General features: G+C 48.6%; 5 protein-coding genes. All 5 read left to right on the forward strand.

Annotated features, from left to right (window positions below):
* Window positions 1-155 precede the first annotated feature (155 nt).
* The 5 genes from NWE73_RS05380 to NWE73_RS05400 are packed head-to-tail and all read left to right on the forward strand — an operon-like array spanning window position 156 to window position 15,812.
* Window positions 156-407 carry a hypothetical protein gene (locus NWE73_RS05380; RefSeq protein WP_277577254.1) on the forward strand — a complete coding sequence of 84 codons (252 nt, stop codon included), beginning with the start codon at window positions 156-158 and terminating at the stop codon, window positions 405-407.
* Window positions 400-10,923, forward strand: coding sequence for a hypothetical protein (locus NWE73_RS05385; protein WP_277577255.1), 10,524 nt, complete (start codon window positions 400-402; stop codon window positions 10,921-10,923). Before NWE73_RS05380 ends, NWE73_RS05385 begins: the two co-directional genes overlap by 8 nt.
* Before the next feature lie 50 nt (window positions 10,924-10,973).
* The gene (locus NWE73_RS05390; RefSeq protein ID WP_277577256.1) at window positions 10,974-11,549 is read left to right on the forward strand and encodes a class I SAM-dependent methyltransferase; all 576 of its coding nucleotides are present in this window, start codon (window positions 10,974-10,976) and stop codon (window positions 11,547-11,549) included.
* Window positions 11,549-12,571 carry a glycosyltransferase family protein gene (locus tag NWE73_RS05395; protein ID WP_277577257.1) on the forward strand — a complete coding sequence of 341 codons (1,023 nt, stop codon included), beginning with the start codon at window positions 11,549-11,551 and terminating at the stop codon, window positions 12,569-12,571. Before NWE73_RS05390 ends, NWE73_RS05395 begins: the two co-directional genes overlap by 1 nt.
* On the forward strand, window positions 12,543-15,812 hold the full coding sequence (locus tag NWE73_RS05400) for an RCC1 domain-containing protein (protein WP_277577258.1): 3,270 nt from the start codon (window positions 12,543-12,545) through the stop codon (window positions 15,810-15,812). The genes NWE73_RS05395 and NWE73_RS05400 overlap by 29 nt, the downstream gene beginning before the upstream one ends.
* Window positions 15,813-15,830 lie beyond the last annotated feature (18 nt).

Genomic DNA, 15,830 nt, shown 5'->3' on the forward strand with positions numbered 1-15,830 from the left:
TTGGCTGGACAATGGACTGCCGGTCCAGCCGCTCAAACCCACCAGGCTTCACTTCCACGACATAGTGTGGCTGTTAAATCGAGCAACACTGAGATTAATCCGAAGCATATTTTAGATTTATGTCAGTTGTCCTTACTTTATGCGGAGACCTAACAATGAAGGTCATGAACCTATTTGGAATGTTTTTGGTGTTTTTAACGCTCACGGGCTGTTCCCTTGATGCGAGCTTAGTCGATATTAAAGCGGCATATGACACATTTGTCGCGCCTCATCGCACTGATGCGGACTATCAAAACACTGAAGTATCGGTCTCCGGCAATTTCGTAGTCAGCGGGCAAATCGGTGAAACTGCAGAAAAGCAAACCAGTGGAACGTATGTGGTCGAAGGAGTCATCGCTTATGAATAGGTACAAACTGTTAGTTTTGAATCTGTTTATTGTTTCTTCTTTGGCTCAGGCTCAGGTGACCAATGGCAACAAAGGTATCACCTTTCAAGGGGTCATTAAAGACACAGCGAACCCATCCAGTCCGACTTATCCAACTGTGACATCTGATGTGGTCGTTCAAGTTCTGGGAGTTCGCAGCGACTCTAATTCCTGCATTCTTTGGGAGGAAACTCACACAGGCGTGCAGATTGATAAAGGTTATCTTTATTTGGTTGTTGGACGTGGAGTGAAATCTGCGTCGCCTCTTTTAAGTTTTAAAGACGTTTTTGATAATAAACCAAAAAGCGGTTTGAATTGTTCAGGCGGCTTTACCGATTATACTCCTGTGGCGACTGACGCCCGCAAATTGCGTATCGTAGTGAACAGCCTTGGTATCACCGCTGATTTCAATATGCGCGCGGCTCCTTATGCGGTCCATGCTGAAAATGCGGTGAGCGCAGAAACTTTGGATGGAAAAGCGGCGACAGATTTCCTAGCCGTGAATAATGGCGTGGGCTTGACTCAAGCTGCGGCAGAAACTTGGTTTAACAGCGCCGTGATGGCGAATTTGTTGGCTGGAACTTACAACGCACCTACGGCAACAACGGCCGTGACGGCGACGAATGTTAGTGGTGTGGTGGCTTTGGCAAATGGTGGTACGGGTGCAACAAGTGCCAGTGCTGCCAGAACCAATCTTGGTCTTGGTCCTTTGGCGACGGTGAATCCGACAGGAACTGCCGATGCGACGACTTATTTGCGTGGTGATGGAACTTGGGCTGGTTTGCCATCGGCGCCGACTTTGGTGGGCGACGTTAGTGGCGCACCTGGAAGCAATACTGTAGATAAAATCAAAGGCACCGATGTTAACACCACTGCTTTGGCGTCTGGTGAATTTCTTCGTTATAACGGCAGTGCTTGGGCGAATAGCCCGATTGGTGCAGGTGACGTTCCTGCATTGGATTGGTCAAAAATAACAACTGGAAAACCGACAAATCTTTCTGGATACGGAATCACGGATGCCGTCAGTAAAAACGGCGACACAATGAATGGCGCTTTGAACATGGGGAGCAATGATCTAACCGCGACCGGTTATATCTTGATGAGCCCGCAGCGCACATTGGGTCTGGGGTCTTATACAAATGCCCAGGAAACAACATTGGTGGGTGGTCTGACGGCCGCTCACAAAGGTTATACTTGGTATAACAGCGACACAAATCAAGTGAAGTACTGGAATGGCGGCGTGGCAGTGGCTTTGGGCGCTGCAGGAGCCGGGATTACTAATATCGCTGGTCAAACAGGCGGCTCTCAATCATTTGCTACAGGCACGGCTGGAGCAGCACCGGCATGGAGTTCGGCTTCAGATGTTCACACTTTGAATATCCCGATGGCTTCTTCTGCGGGAACGACTGCCGGTCTTTTAAGTAAAACTGATTACGATTCTTTCGCGGGCAAACAAGCGGCTGGCAACTATGTGACGGATTTAACCGGCGATGTTTCAGCGACGGGTCCTGGTTCAGCGGTTGCTACAATTTCAGCGAATGCTGTAACGACTGCAAAAATCCTGGATGGCACTATCTTGGGTTCTGATTTGAATTTCACGGGAGTGAACTCTGCGACTTCAGGAATTGCGGTGGTGGACTCTGCCGGTAAGTTCTTTAATTTTGCCTGCGCAACTGCGGGTGATGTTCCGACTTGGACGGCCTCTGGATTTGCATGTCAGGCGCCGACGCCTCTTTTGCCGGCGTTGACGAGCGGACAGATCTGGGTGGGTGATGGTTCGAATGTACCAACTGCTCAAACATTGAGTGGTGATGCGACGATTTCAAATGCAGGTGCTTTGACACTTACAAACTCTGGTGTGACGGCAGGTACGTATTCAAAAGTGACTGTGGATGCCAAAGGACGTGTGACTGTTGGTGCTAACATTGCCTCTGGCGATGTGACGACAGCTTTGGGCTACACGCCACTTAACAAAGCCGGCGACGTGATGACGGGAAGTATCGGTCTTGGTAACTTCACGAATGCGACGGAAGCTACTTTGATTGGTAGTTACGGAGCTGGTGATAAAGGTAAAACTTGGTTCAATACAGATACAGGCCAAGTCAAATATTGGAATGGTTCGGGCGTCATCGCTTTGGGGGTTGCAGGAGCAGGTATCACTTCATTCGGTGGTCAATCTGGTAATGCGCAATCATTGGCCATTGGAACTTCTGGATTGGCTCCGTCATGGAATTCAGCTTCGGATACTCATACATTAAATATCCCAATGGCTTCTGGTGCGGGGGTGACAGCGGGTCTTTTGAGTAAGACCGACTACGACGCTTTCTCCGCAAAACAAGCTGCGGGAAGTTACATTACAGCACTCACTGGTGATATCACAGCGGCGGGGCCTGGCTCTGCAGCGGCGACAATCGCTAATGATGCTGTGACAACGGCTAAGATTTTGGATGGAACTATTCTTGGTGCGGATATGAACTATACCGGTGTGAATGTGGGAACATCGGGTATCGCGATCAAGGATAGCACTGGAAAGTTTTATGATTTTGCCTGCGCGACTGCAGGTCATGTTGCAACTTGGACGGTGACAGGTTGGGCCTGTCAGGCTCCAGCAACAAATGGAACTGTGACAAGTGTTGCGACAGGTACTGGCTTGACCGGTGGAACGATCACTGGAACTGGTACGATCTCTTTGGCGAACACGGCGGTGACAGCAGCTTCTTATGGTTCCGCGACTCAAGTTGGAACTTTCACAGTGGATGCTCAAGGTCGTTTGACGGCGGCTTCGAATGTGACGGTGACTCCTGCTTGGTCTTCGATCACTGCAAAACCAACGAATCTTGCGGGTTATGGAATTACAGATGCTGTGTCGAATACGCTAGCTGATGGAAAAATCTTAGTTGGTAGCGCAACCAACGTTGCGACTGCTCAATCAGTGAGTGGTGATGCGACTTTGTCCAATACTGGTGCTTTGACACTCGCTTCCAGCGGTGTGACAGCGGGAACTTATTCTAAAGTGACCGTCGATGCTAAAGGTCGCGTGACTGTCGGTGCGAACATCGCTTCAGGTGATGTGACAACTGCATTGGGATACACGCCGCTGAATAAAGCGGGCGATGTAATGACGGGTAGTATTGGTTTGGGTAACTTCACGAACGCAACAGAAACCACTTTGATCAGTGGCTATGGTCCTGGTGACAAAGGTAAAACTTGGTTCAACACAGATACAAGTCAGGTGAAGTATTGGGATGGTTCTGGAGCTGTTGCATTGGGTGTATCGGGCGCAGGCTTGACATCATTGAATGGTTTGGGTGTTTCGACTCAGACTTTTGCGACGGGCACTGCGGGAACGAATTTCAATATTTCTTCGTCAGGCTCAACTCACACATTCAATTTCCCGGATGCTTCGGGCACGAATCGTGGTCTTTTAACTTCTGCTGACTGGAATACATTTAATTCGAAACAGCCTGCGGGAAGCTATGTGACAGCCTTGACGGGTGATGTAACTGCGGCAGGACCAGGCTCAGCGGCAGCGACGATTGCTGCGAATGCAATCACAACAGGTAAAATTTTGGATGGCACTATTTTAGGTGCCGATATGAACTTCACTGGGGTGAACACTGCGACTTCTGGTATTGCGGTTGTTGATTCCACAGGAAAATTCTATAACTTTGCATGTTCGACGACAGGCCATGTTCCTACTTGGACTGCTTCTGGATTTGCCTGCCAAGCTCCGTCGCCACTTTTGCCAGCACTTGCTGATGGAAAAATTTGGGTAGGCAATGCCTCGAATGCAGCAATCGCTCAAACAATGAGTGGTGATGCGACGATTTCAAATACGGGGGCCTTGGCTCTTAAAGCGACAGGCACAGCAGGAACTTACACGCAGGTGACAACAGACGCTCAAGGTCGTGTCACTTCAGGATCTAGCCCAACGACGCTTGCTGGTTATGGAATCACAGATGCGATTTCTAATCTGGGTGGCACACCGAGTGTACAAACAGGTTTATTGGCGTCTCGTCCCGTATTTGGAACAGCGGGCAGACTTTATATCGCTTCGGATAATAATACCCTTTACCGCGATACAGGTTCTGCTTGGGTTGCGATTGGTGATGGTGCTGGTACAGGTACTGTGACTTCAATCACAGCTGGAACTGGCTTAACTGGTGGCACGATTTCGACTTCGGGTACCATTGGTTTAGGTACAGAGTTGACAGGATTGAACGGAATTTCAACGACGGGCTTTGTGAAACGCACGGGCGCGGGGACTTATACTGCCGGCACTGCAAGTTTGACTACTGATGTTTCAGGGGTCTTGCCAGTCGTCAACGGTGGTACTAATTCTTCAGCACCTATAACTAGTAACAAAGTCATGGTTTCAAGCGGCGGTGCGATTGTTGAGGCGACTGCAATCACCGCAAATAAAGCTTTGATCTCAGATGCGAATGGCATTCCGACGGCATCTTCAGTCACAAATACTGAATTGGGATATGTTTCCGGTGTGACTTCTTCAATTCAGACTCAGTTGAATGCAAAATCATCTTCAACGGGTTGGGCGAATTACAGTGTCATTGGAACAAATGGTTCTGGTGCAATGACTGCCGTTTCTGGTTCGACAACAGGAACTATCTTGCAGCATTCTCCAACGGGTCCTGTTTATTCGACAGCAGCTTATCCAAGCTCAACGACGGCGAATCAGTTGTTGTTCTCTTCTGCGAACAATGTAGTGGGTGGATTAACTTCAGCGAATGATTCGGTTCTTTTGACAAACGGTACGGGTGTGCCTGCTTGGGCTGCAAAAACAGCTGATACATTCACGCAGTACGCTTTGTTGGCAGGTCGCGCAGGCGGTCAGTCATTAAATGGTGGAACAGCAGCAAGCAACAACTTGACGTTAGATTCTACGAGCAATGCCACTAAGGGTTACGTATTGTTAAATCCCACGGGTGGTAATGTCGGCGTTGGAACTGCAACTCCTGCTATCAAGTTGGATGTTGCGGGTGCCGTTCGAGTTGGTACGGATGCAACGGCCTGTGCTGCCGGTGTCGCGGGCGCGATTCGCTATAACGGCGGTAATGTCGAGTATTGTAACGGAGCGGCTTGGACTGCCTTTGCCGCAAGTGGCGCTGGTATTACTTCGTTGAACGGTTTGACTGGAAACACACAAACTTTTGCCATTGGCACCAGTGGGAATTCGCCAGCATTCAACTCTGCGACAACTACGCACACCTTAAATATTCCGATGGCGTCAGTTGCTTCGGTAACTGCGGGTCTCATCAGTAAAACTGACTATGACAACTTCAATACTAAGCTGGGAACAGCGTCGACATTCTCTGGCGACGTGTCTGGAACTTCTAGCACCATGTCAGTAGATAAAATTAAAGGCAAAGCTGTTAGTGTAACTGCGCCTACCGATACTCAGTTCCTCGTCTATAACAATGGTGCGACTCAATATGCTCCGGTGAGTATGTCGGGTGACGCTACGATGGCGAATACGGGTGCTGTGACTTTGAAAAGCACAGGTACTGCCGGAACTTATACTAAAGTTACGACAGACGCTCAAGGTCGTGTGACTTCTGGTACTACTCTTGTAGCTGCAGATATTCCAGGATTGGATTGGACTAAGATCACTTCCGGCATACCAACAACACTGAGTGGTCATGGAATCACCGATGGCGTGCAAAACAATGGTGGCACACCAAGTATGCAAACGGGAACATTTGCCACTCGTCCGGTATTTGGAACTGCGGGTAGAATTTATATCTCTTCTGATACGAATACGATCTATCGCGATACAGGTTCTGCATGGGTTGCAATTGGTGACGGTGCTGGCACAGGTACTGTGACTTCAATCACTGCAGGAACTGGCTTAACTGGTGGTACGATTTCGACTTCCGGTACTATTGGCTTGGGTACAGAGTTGACGGGATTGAACGGACTTGCAACGACCGGTGTTGTTAAGCGTACAGGGGCTGGTGCTTATACTGCTGGTGCGGCAAGTTTGACGGCTGATGTTTCAGGAGTCTTGCCGGTAGCAAACGGTGGTACAAATTCTTCGACAGCATTAACTAATAACAAAGTCATGGTTTCAAGCGGCGGTGCGATTGTTGAAGCTGCAGCGATCACTGCGAACAAAGCTTTGATCTCAGATGCCAGCGGGATTCCGACGGCATCTTCAGTTACAAATACTGAATTGGGATATGTTTCAGGCGTGACTTCTTCAATTCAGACTCAGTTGAATGCAAAATCTTCTTCAACGGGTTGGTCAAACTATAGTGTTATTGCAACGAATGGTTCTGGCACTATGACTGCTGTTACTGGTTCTGTAAACGGAAGTATTTTGCAGTATTCTGCAACAGGACCTGTTTATTCGACGGCTTCTTATCCAGGTACAACAACAGCAAATCAGTTGTTGTTCTCTTCTGCGAACAATGTAGTGGGTGGATTAACTTCGGCGAATGATTCAGTTCTTTTGACGAATGGTACTGGTGTGCCTGCTTGGGCTGCAAAGACAGCAGATACATTCACACAGTATGCATTGTTGGCAGGTCGTGCTGGTGGTCAGTCATTAAATGGTGGAACAGCAGCAAGCAACAACTTGACGTTAGATTCTACGAGCAATGCCACTAAGGGTTACGTATTGTTAAATCCTACGGGTGGTAATGTCGGCGTTGGAACTGCAACTCCTGCTATCAAGTTGGATGTTGCGGGTGCGGTTCGAGTTGGTACGGATGCGACAGCATGTGCGGCTGGCATTGCGGGTGCGATTCGTTATAACGGTGGTAACGTTGAGTATTGTAATGGAACGGCTTGGACTGCTTTTGCAGCAAGTGGCGCGGGGATTACGTCGCTTAACGGTTTGACGGGTGCTACTCAAACTTTTGCGATCGGTACGAGCGGAAATTCGCCGGCATTTAGTTCTGCCACAAGTACGCATACTTTGAATATTCCGATGGCATCGGCATCAGGAACGGTAACGGCGGGTTTGTTGAGTAATACTGATTGGACGACATTCAACAACAAACTTGGAACGGCTTCAACATTCTCTGGTGACGTGTCAGGAACCTCTACTACGATGTCAGTTGATAAAATTAAAGGTAAGGCAGTTAGTGTAACTGCGCCTACTGATACTCAGTTCCTAGTCTATAACAATGGTGCAACTCAATATGCTCCGGTGAGTATGTCGGGTGATGCAACGATGGCGAATACGGGTGCCGTGACTTTGAAGAATACTGGTACTGCTGGAACTTACACTAAAGTGACAACAGACGCTCAAGGTCGTGTGACTTCTGGTACCACTCTGGCGGCAGCAGATATCCCAGGATTAGATTGGACTAAAATTACTTCTGGTAAACCGACAACGATTGCAGGTTATGGAATCACAGATGCCATTTCTAATCTGGGTGGCACGCCAAGTGTGCAAACAGGTCTATTGGCTTCGCGACCAGCAGTTGGTACGGCAGGCAGATTGTATATCGCTTCAGATAACAACACGATCTATCGTGATACGGGTGCAGCTTGGGTTGCAATCGGGGATGGTGCGGGTACAGGTACTGTGACTTCGATCACAGCGGGAACTGGCTTAACGGGTGGTACGATTTCGACTTCTGGTACTATTGGTTTAGGTACAGAGTTGACTGGATTGAACGGACTTTCAACAACGGGCTTTGTTAAACGTACTGGTGCTGGTGCTTATACTACCGCTGCAGCAAGTTTAACGGCCGATGTTTCTGGAGTTTTGCCGATTGCTAACGGTGGTACAAATTCATCAACAGCATTAACAAATAATCAGCTCATGTATTCAGGTGCAGGTGCGATTAAAGAGCTGGGCGCGATGACAGATGGTCAAATCGTTGTTGGTAAAAATGCCAGTGCTCCACAAATTGTTACTATGAGCGGTGATGTGACCGTTTCGAATACTGGTGTGACGACGGTTGGAAAAGTGAATGGTACAACCGTTACGGGTGTGGGCTTAGCAAATAACAATATTTTGCAGAATACTTCTGGTTCTGCGATTACGGCTAATAACATTTTGTTGAGTAACGGAACTGCGACAGGTGTGACAGCACTGACAAGCCCTGCTAGCGGTGTGTTGACTTCTTCGGGTACTGTTCCGGCTTGGTCTGCATCTTTGCCAGCGACGATGGGTGGTACGGGGCAGACTAGCTTTGCGATTGGTGATTTGTTGTATGCGTCGACTACGACAGCGATGTCTCGGTTGCCAGCTGCAACATCTGGTTATGTTTTAACTAGTAACGGTGCGGGAACTGCACCAAGTTGGCAGGCAGTTTCTGGTGTTGTCGCAGGATTGACTGCGGGCCGTGTGACCTTGTCTACGGCTGCTAATTCGGTGGGTGATAGTCCGAACTTTACATTCAACTCATCATCTGGCGCGTTGGCGATCGGTGGTACTACACCAGCCTTTACATCTTCAGGTGCATTGACTGTGCAAGGTGCCTCAGGTTCCGCAACGACAGTGGGTAACTCGGGTACGACATCAAGTCTGGTGTTGCAATCTGGGTCTGGTGGCATTTCTCTTGCGGGCAATACTTCTGTTTCTGGTTCGAATACTTTTGCAACTGGCACTGGGGCGGTGAGTTTGAATGGTGCGACGACAGTTGCTGCCAATCAGAACTTAACGATGGCTTCTGGTACTGGTGTTTATACTCAGACCTTCACGGGAACAACAACGGATGCGGCCTCGATCATTGCGAACTCGTTGACGACAGGAACTGCTCTAAATCTAACATCCAGTAGTGCGACTCTAAATTCAACTGATGGCTTGTTGTATGTTGCGAACACAGGTGCTTCAACTTCTGGAATGGTTGCGAGAATCCAATCGAACTCTACGGCTGGAACAGGTTTGACGGTTTTAGCGAGCGGTAACGTGGGTGTCGGTACAGCGGCTCCAGGGGCAGCTCTTGAAGTTGCGGGCCAAGTTAAAATCACTGGCGGCACTCCAGGTGCAGGCAAAGTATTGACTTCAGATGGGGCGGGTTTGGCGACTTGGACAACTCCTGCTGGTGGCGGAGCCCTTTCTGCGATCACAGCAGCAACAACAACGAATACTATCGACAACTTGAACTTCGGGCAAATCTGGAACTGGTCAACAGCGACGACTCAAAGTCCGATGAGTATCAGTGCGAATGCTTTGACTACAGGTAGTTTGATGAGTTTGACTACTTCAAATGCAACGGTGAACTCTACGAATGGTTTGTTGTATGTAGCGAACACAGGTGCTTCAAACAATGGTATTGTTGCGAGAATGCAGTCAAACTCTTCAGGTGGTTCAGGATTGACAGTGCTTGCGAGTGGTAAAGTTGGTGTGAGTACAACAAGTCCATTTGGAATGTTTGCCAATAACACCAGCAACACAGCAGGGTCTGACTCTAATGGCATTAACACCTCCAGCGGTTTTAACTGGGCAGTAAATAATGCTGGCTATGCCGCTGCGATTTACAACGGAAATAACGTTGCAGCGTCAAATGGTTTGGCGGTTAAAGTGGCTAATACTGCAGCTACTACTATTGCTCTCGATGTCTCGACTAACGCAGCTCAAGGCACAGCAGGGACTTCGTTATTCTCGGTTCTGGGTTCTGGTAATGTTGGTATTGGTACAAATGCGCCAGCTTCTGCTTTAGATGTTAATGGAGCGGTGACTAATCGTGGAATGGCTGCGCCTGCAGTATCATCGGCGGGACAAGGTCGCATATATTTCGATTCAACCGCGAATAAATTTAAAGTTTCTCAGAATGGTGGCGCGTATACGGACTTGGTAGTCTCAGGGGCGGGGGACTTCATGAAGGATGGATCCGTCACAATGACCGGGGCCTTCAAGGCGGCAACAGGTACGGCGGCGAATCCAGGTATTGCTTTTGGTTCTGACGCTAATACAGGATTGTGGTCTGGTGGATCTGGTCTTCTTGAATTGTCAACATCTGGAGTTTTGCGCTTTGAATTTGGCTCAAATGGCATGCTGTCACCAAATGCAAATGGTGCATTGGTGCGATCTGCGGCAGGCACAGCGGCGTCACCGGCCTTTACATTCAATGGGAATCAGAGCGCGGGTATGTATTCTCCATTTGTCAATGGATTGGCCTTCTCAACAAATGGCACTCAGCAAATGGTCATTGATACAGCGGGAAATGTCGGTATAGGAGCCACTTCTACTGGGCCGAAACTGCAAGTGAGCGGTGCGATCGCTTCAGTGGCGGTGAGCGAGACAACTCCAACAACGATGGATTTCAGTACGGGCAATGTGCAGTACACTTCGACGGCATGTTCGGGTGCAACATGGACTATCACTAATATGGTTGAGGGGGCGACCTATACGTTGGCTGTTCAAAATAATACGCATACCGGCTCGTGTGTCTTCGCTAATGCTGGTTCGACGTTCAAGTATCAGCCAGCGAATGCGACACCGTCCTCTGGACACGTGGTTTACTCGTTCATGAAGATCGGAACCACAGTTTATGTGTCATGGATTGACGGATTCAATTAATGACATAGAATTTTGATACAAAATTAAACCTCAACAAAATACAGGGACGTATGTTGAAGCTTAACTTAGGTTGTGGATTTAAAAAGAAAAAAGACTTTATTAATGTCGACTCTTTTGATGGTTGCGAGCCTGACGAGTGCATAGACCTGGCAGGCGCAAATTGGCCATGGGCGGACTCTTCCGTCGATGAAGTGGTTTTCGATTTCTCGCTAGAACAAATGGGTGAAAGCAAGAAAGATCTCTTTTTTATTATCAAAGAACTCTATCGGGTTTGTGCTCCACAGGCCAAGGTGTCCATCAAGGTCGTTCATCCTCATCACGACAAATTCACCATGAATCCGCAGTGTGTCCACCCCTTGGGGCCACAGTTTCTTAGTTTGCTCTCTGTTTCAAACAACCTAAATCAAATAGCCCAAGGGGAGTCGGATTCTTGTTTGGGTATGATGTGGGGAGTGAATTTCGCCATGGGGCCGGTGAGGTTTATAATCGGATCGCAATTTGAAGAAGCGGTTCGTACGGGGCAGATTTCTGAAAATGACCTTCGTGTGCGGATGCATAGCGAGCGCAATATTTGTGAGTTCATCGAAATGGAGCTTGTTGCAATTAAAAGTGTCGAGGGAGCTTAATGATTTTAAATCAAAAGCACGCGGACCTTTTGAATGAACAGGTGGCAGCCGGGTTGCGCGGGGACTTTCAGCGCGGATGGCAGATTGCCGAAGAATTGAAGTCCGTGGCTCCTTTATGTCGAAAGGCGGCCTTCAACCGCGGATGGTACGAGATGAATCGTGGGGATCTCTTGGCGGGACTTCGCTGTCTTGACAATGGGCGCTGGGAAAAAGTTTTCGGCGATCAGCCGTTACCAACAACCAAACCAATTTATCGCAATGAAGACCTACGTGGTAAAAATCTTTTGCTCTGTGGCGAGGGTGGTTTGGGCGATGAAATCCTTAATATTCGTTTTGCGCAAAACTTTGCAGAAAAAGGGGCCCAAGTCACAGTCACTTGTGATCCCTCGTTGATGAGTGTTTTTGCACGGGTGCCAGGCGTGGCTTCTGTTGTAGCACATCGTGCTGCGCCTGATGTCTTTCATGATTATTGGGTTCCAGCAATGAGCGCTGGAAGTGTCTTGAACACGACTTATGAAAGTCTACGCGGTAGTACTTATCTTTCGGTGGACCGTGAATACGATAGAAAATGGCAACAGATTGTTTCGACAAAATTTCGCTCTGAGGACCTTAAGTTGGGTTTGAGATTTTACGGCAATTCCAATTTTGAGCAGGACAGTCTTCGTCGGTTTTCGCCAGAGAGCTTAATTCAGACTCTGAATGGACGTCCCTGGGTGAACCTGCAGAAAGAAGAAACTGATCTGCCGATGCAAAGTTGGGAAGATACTTTAGGGCTTTTGAATCAATTGGATTTGGTTATCACCTCGTGCACCAGCGTGGCTCATGCCAGTGCAGCGTTGGGGAAAGAGACCTGGGTTCTTGTGCCAATCATGCCTTATTATCCTTGGGCGCAACCTGGATCGACTTCTGGTTGGTATAATTCCGTGCGGATCTTCCGGCAAAAAACTATTGGAAGTTGGCAGGCAGTTTTTGCGGAAGTTCATGAGGCCTTGAATGAGAGGAACCCGTACTATGATAGATAAATCGCGACGTACTTTTTTAGTTAAAGTGATGGCTGTTTCTGGCAGCACTTTTTTTAATTACTCAAAAGCCTGGGGTTTTTTTGCGGCGCCTGGCTTCTGGCGTAAGAAGAAAAGTGCCGGGATATTTTCGGCGGGAGATAATTCAAACGGAGCGCTGGGAAATGGAAGCGCTGTTGTCGGTGTTTCGTCCTTAGTTCAGATCGCGTCAACCTCCAATTGGACGAAGATTTCCGCGGGATTGTCTGCGTACCATATAGCTATTAAGTCCGATGGAACATTGTGGGGTTGGGGAAACAATGATCACTATCAGTTAGGCAATGGCACAGTTATTAGCGTCTCGTCTCCTGTTCAGATTGGGGCGTTGACAACATGGTCAAAGATTGCAGCAAGTCGTTACTCTACGATGGGGCTAAAGACGGATGGGACTGTGTGGGTTTGGGGAGCAAATATTTATGCTCAGTTGGGAATTCAAAATAGCGTTCCGTCATTAGTCGACACGGCTGCCACTTGGTCAAAGATTTCTGCTGGTCTTAGTTATTGCATCGCCATTAAGACGGACGGGACACTTTGGAGTTGGGGATCGAATGGCTATGGCCAGTTAGGCGATGGGGGCATTTCGGATTTCTATAAGCCCCGACAAGTAGGGGGCGCGACCAATTGGTCAGATGTCTACGCGGCTGATACTCATTGCTTGGCGTTGAAGGCGGATGGAACCTTGTGGACATGGGGAAATAACGTTTCCGGGCAATTGGGTATGGGAACCACAGGTACCATGAGAACCCCAAATCAGGTGGGGACCTTAACGACATGGTCAAAGATTTCCGCGGGAACTTCTCACAGTTTGGCTGTTAAAACTGATGGGACCTTATGGGGCTGGGGTGCAAACACCTATGGCCAAATCGGGAATGCATCCGTTGTAAGTATCTCTTCGCCGATTCAAATTGGATCTTTTGTGGATTGGTCCACAGTAGGCGGCTCTGCCGCGGCGACGGTGGGTATTCGAACAAATGGCACATTGTGGTCCTGGGGAGCAGGCAATACTACTTATGGAGAGCTAGGAGTTCCACAGTGGTATTCAAGCCCCATACAAGTGGGATCTTCAAATATTTGGTCGAAAGTTGCTGCGGGCTCAAGTTCAACCTTGGCGATCAAGTCTGACGGAACTCTATGGGGTTGGGGTTATAATGCCAGCGGACAATTGGGTGATGGCACACTGACTGTGCGCTATATGCCTGTCCAGATTGGCGCTTTGTCGAATTGGCTCGATGTTTCAGCCGGTGGGGCTTTCAATCTGGCATTAAAGACTGATGGAAGTTTGTGGGTTTGGGGGTTGAATTCCAACGGGCAATTGGGTGATGGAACTGTCGCCAATAAATCTTCTCCGACTCAAGTAGGATTGTTAACTAATTGGTCCAAAATTTACGCCGGCGATTCTCACAGTCTCGCCATAAAATCAGATGGTACTTTGTGGACCTGGGGTTCTAATCTTTCAGGGCAGTTGGGTGATGGGACATCGGTTACTACGTCTTCACCTATTCAGATTGGAACCTTAACAAATTGGTCTCAGGTGGCCGGTGGAAATTTGCATACTCTGGCCGTCAAAACGGATGGAACTCTTTGGGCCTGGGGGGCGAGTCCTTCAGGACAGTTGGGTGATGGGACAACGGCTTCTAAGTCGTCGCCGATTCAAGTGGGAACACTTACCAATTGGTCCAAAGTGAGTGCTTCAAAATCGGTGAGTGCTGCAATTAAATCAAATGGAACCTTGTGGGCTTGGGGATCGAATACTTTAGGTGGTTTGGGCGATGGGACCAATGTTAACAAGTCTTCTCCAACTCAAGTCGGGACATTGACCACTTGGACCCGTGTTTCCGTCGGAGAAAATAGCAACATGGTAGCTATCAAGACGGATGGAACTTTGTGGGCCTGGGGCGGAAACACTTATGGAACATTGGCGGATGGCACGAACGTTAACAAATCTTCCCCGATTCAAGTAGGGACTGCGACCAACTGGGCACAGGCATCTAATTCTGCACGAGGAGTCCTTGCGATTAAAACCGACGGAACCCTGTGGGGATGGGGAGATAACTCAGATTCTAAGTTAGGCTTTGACCTTATTCCTCGTCAAGTGGGAGCTGCGACAGATTGGTCGAAGTTATCAGTCGGCAATGCGGTCTTGGCAGTTAAAACAAATGGCAGCTTGTGGGCTTGGGGCTCTAATTCGAACGGTGAATTGGGTGACGGTACAGTCGCTGCGAAGTCGTCACCTGTTCAAGTTGGATCTCTAACAAATTGGGCAAAAGTTTCGATTGGGAGTATCCATGGTCTGGCGATCAAGACGGATGGAACTCTGTGGTCCTGGGGATATAACAATTATGCTGGTGGATTAGGAGACGGCAGCACCGTTTCGAGGAGCTCACCAGTACAAGTTGGGAGCGCCACCAACTGGACAAATATTTCAGCAGGCGTTGGATTTTCAACTGGAACCACCTCCACAGGAGCCGGATTAGCATGGGGAATGAATGATGTAGGACAACTTGGTATTGCCTATTCCACGCCCGTTCAACTTGGGACCCTGTCTAATTGGGCAGACATCGCTATTGGACGTGGAACAGCTGTTCCTGCGGGTGCTATCAAGACCGATGGAACGTTATGGACATGGGGCTACAACGGAGCTGGCCAGCTTGGTAATGGAACAGTGGTGAATTCAAACTCACCAGTTCAAGTCGGAACATTGACAAACTGGTCGAATTTATCCGTAGCGGCTGACTTTTGCCATGCTGTCAAAACTGATGGCAGCTTATGGGGCTGGGGGAGTGGTGCTGTGGGACAGGTTGGTGATGGTACAAATGTCAATCGAATCAGTCCTGTTCAGATCGGCCTATTAACTGATTGGGCAAAAGTCGAAGCAGGAGCGAGTTCTGTTTTAGCACTGAAGACAAATGGAACCCTATGGGCTTGGGGGCAGAATACTTATGGTCAGTTGGGTGATGGGACTATCACAAGTAAGTCATCTCCGATTCAAATCGGGTCACTTAGTACATGGTCAAAGATTTCTTCACGAAGTTTCAACTGCCTAGCTATTCAAACCAACGGAACCCTGTGGGCTTGGGGAAATAATTCGAGTGGTCAACTAGCGGACGGTACGAGTGCAAATAAATCATCGCCCATTCAAATCGGAAGCGATCAAACCTGGATCACGATTTGTGCTTCAGCCACCATTGTAGCGGTAAAGACATAAGTAAGTTATTTAAAAGCC

This window comes from Bdellovibrio svalbardensis (assembly GCF_029531655.1).
GTDB lineage: Bacteria > Bdellovibrionota > Bdellovibrionia > Bdellovibrionales > Bdellovibrionaceae > Bdellovibrio > Bdellovibrio svalbardensis.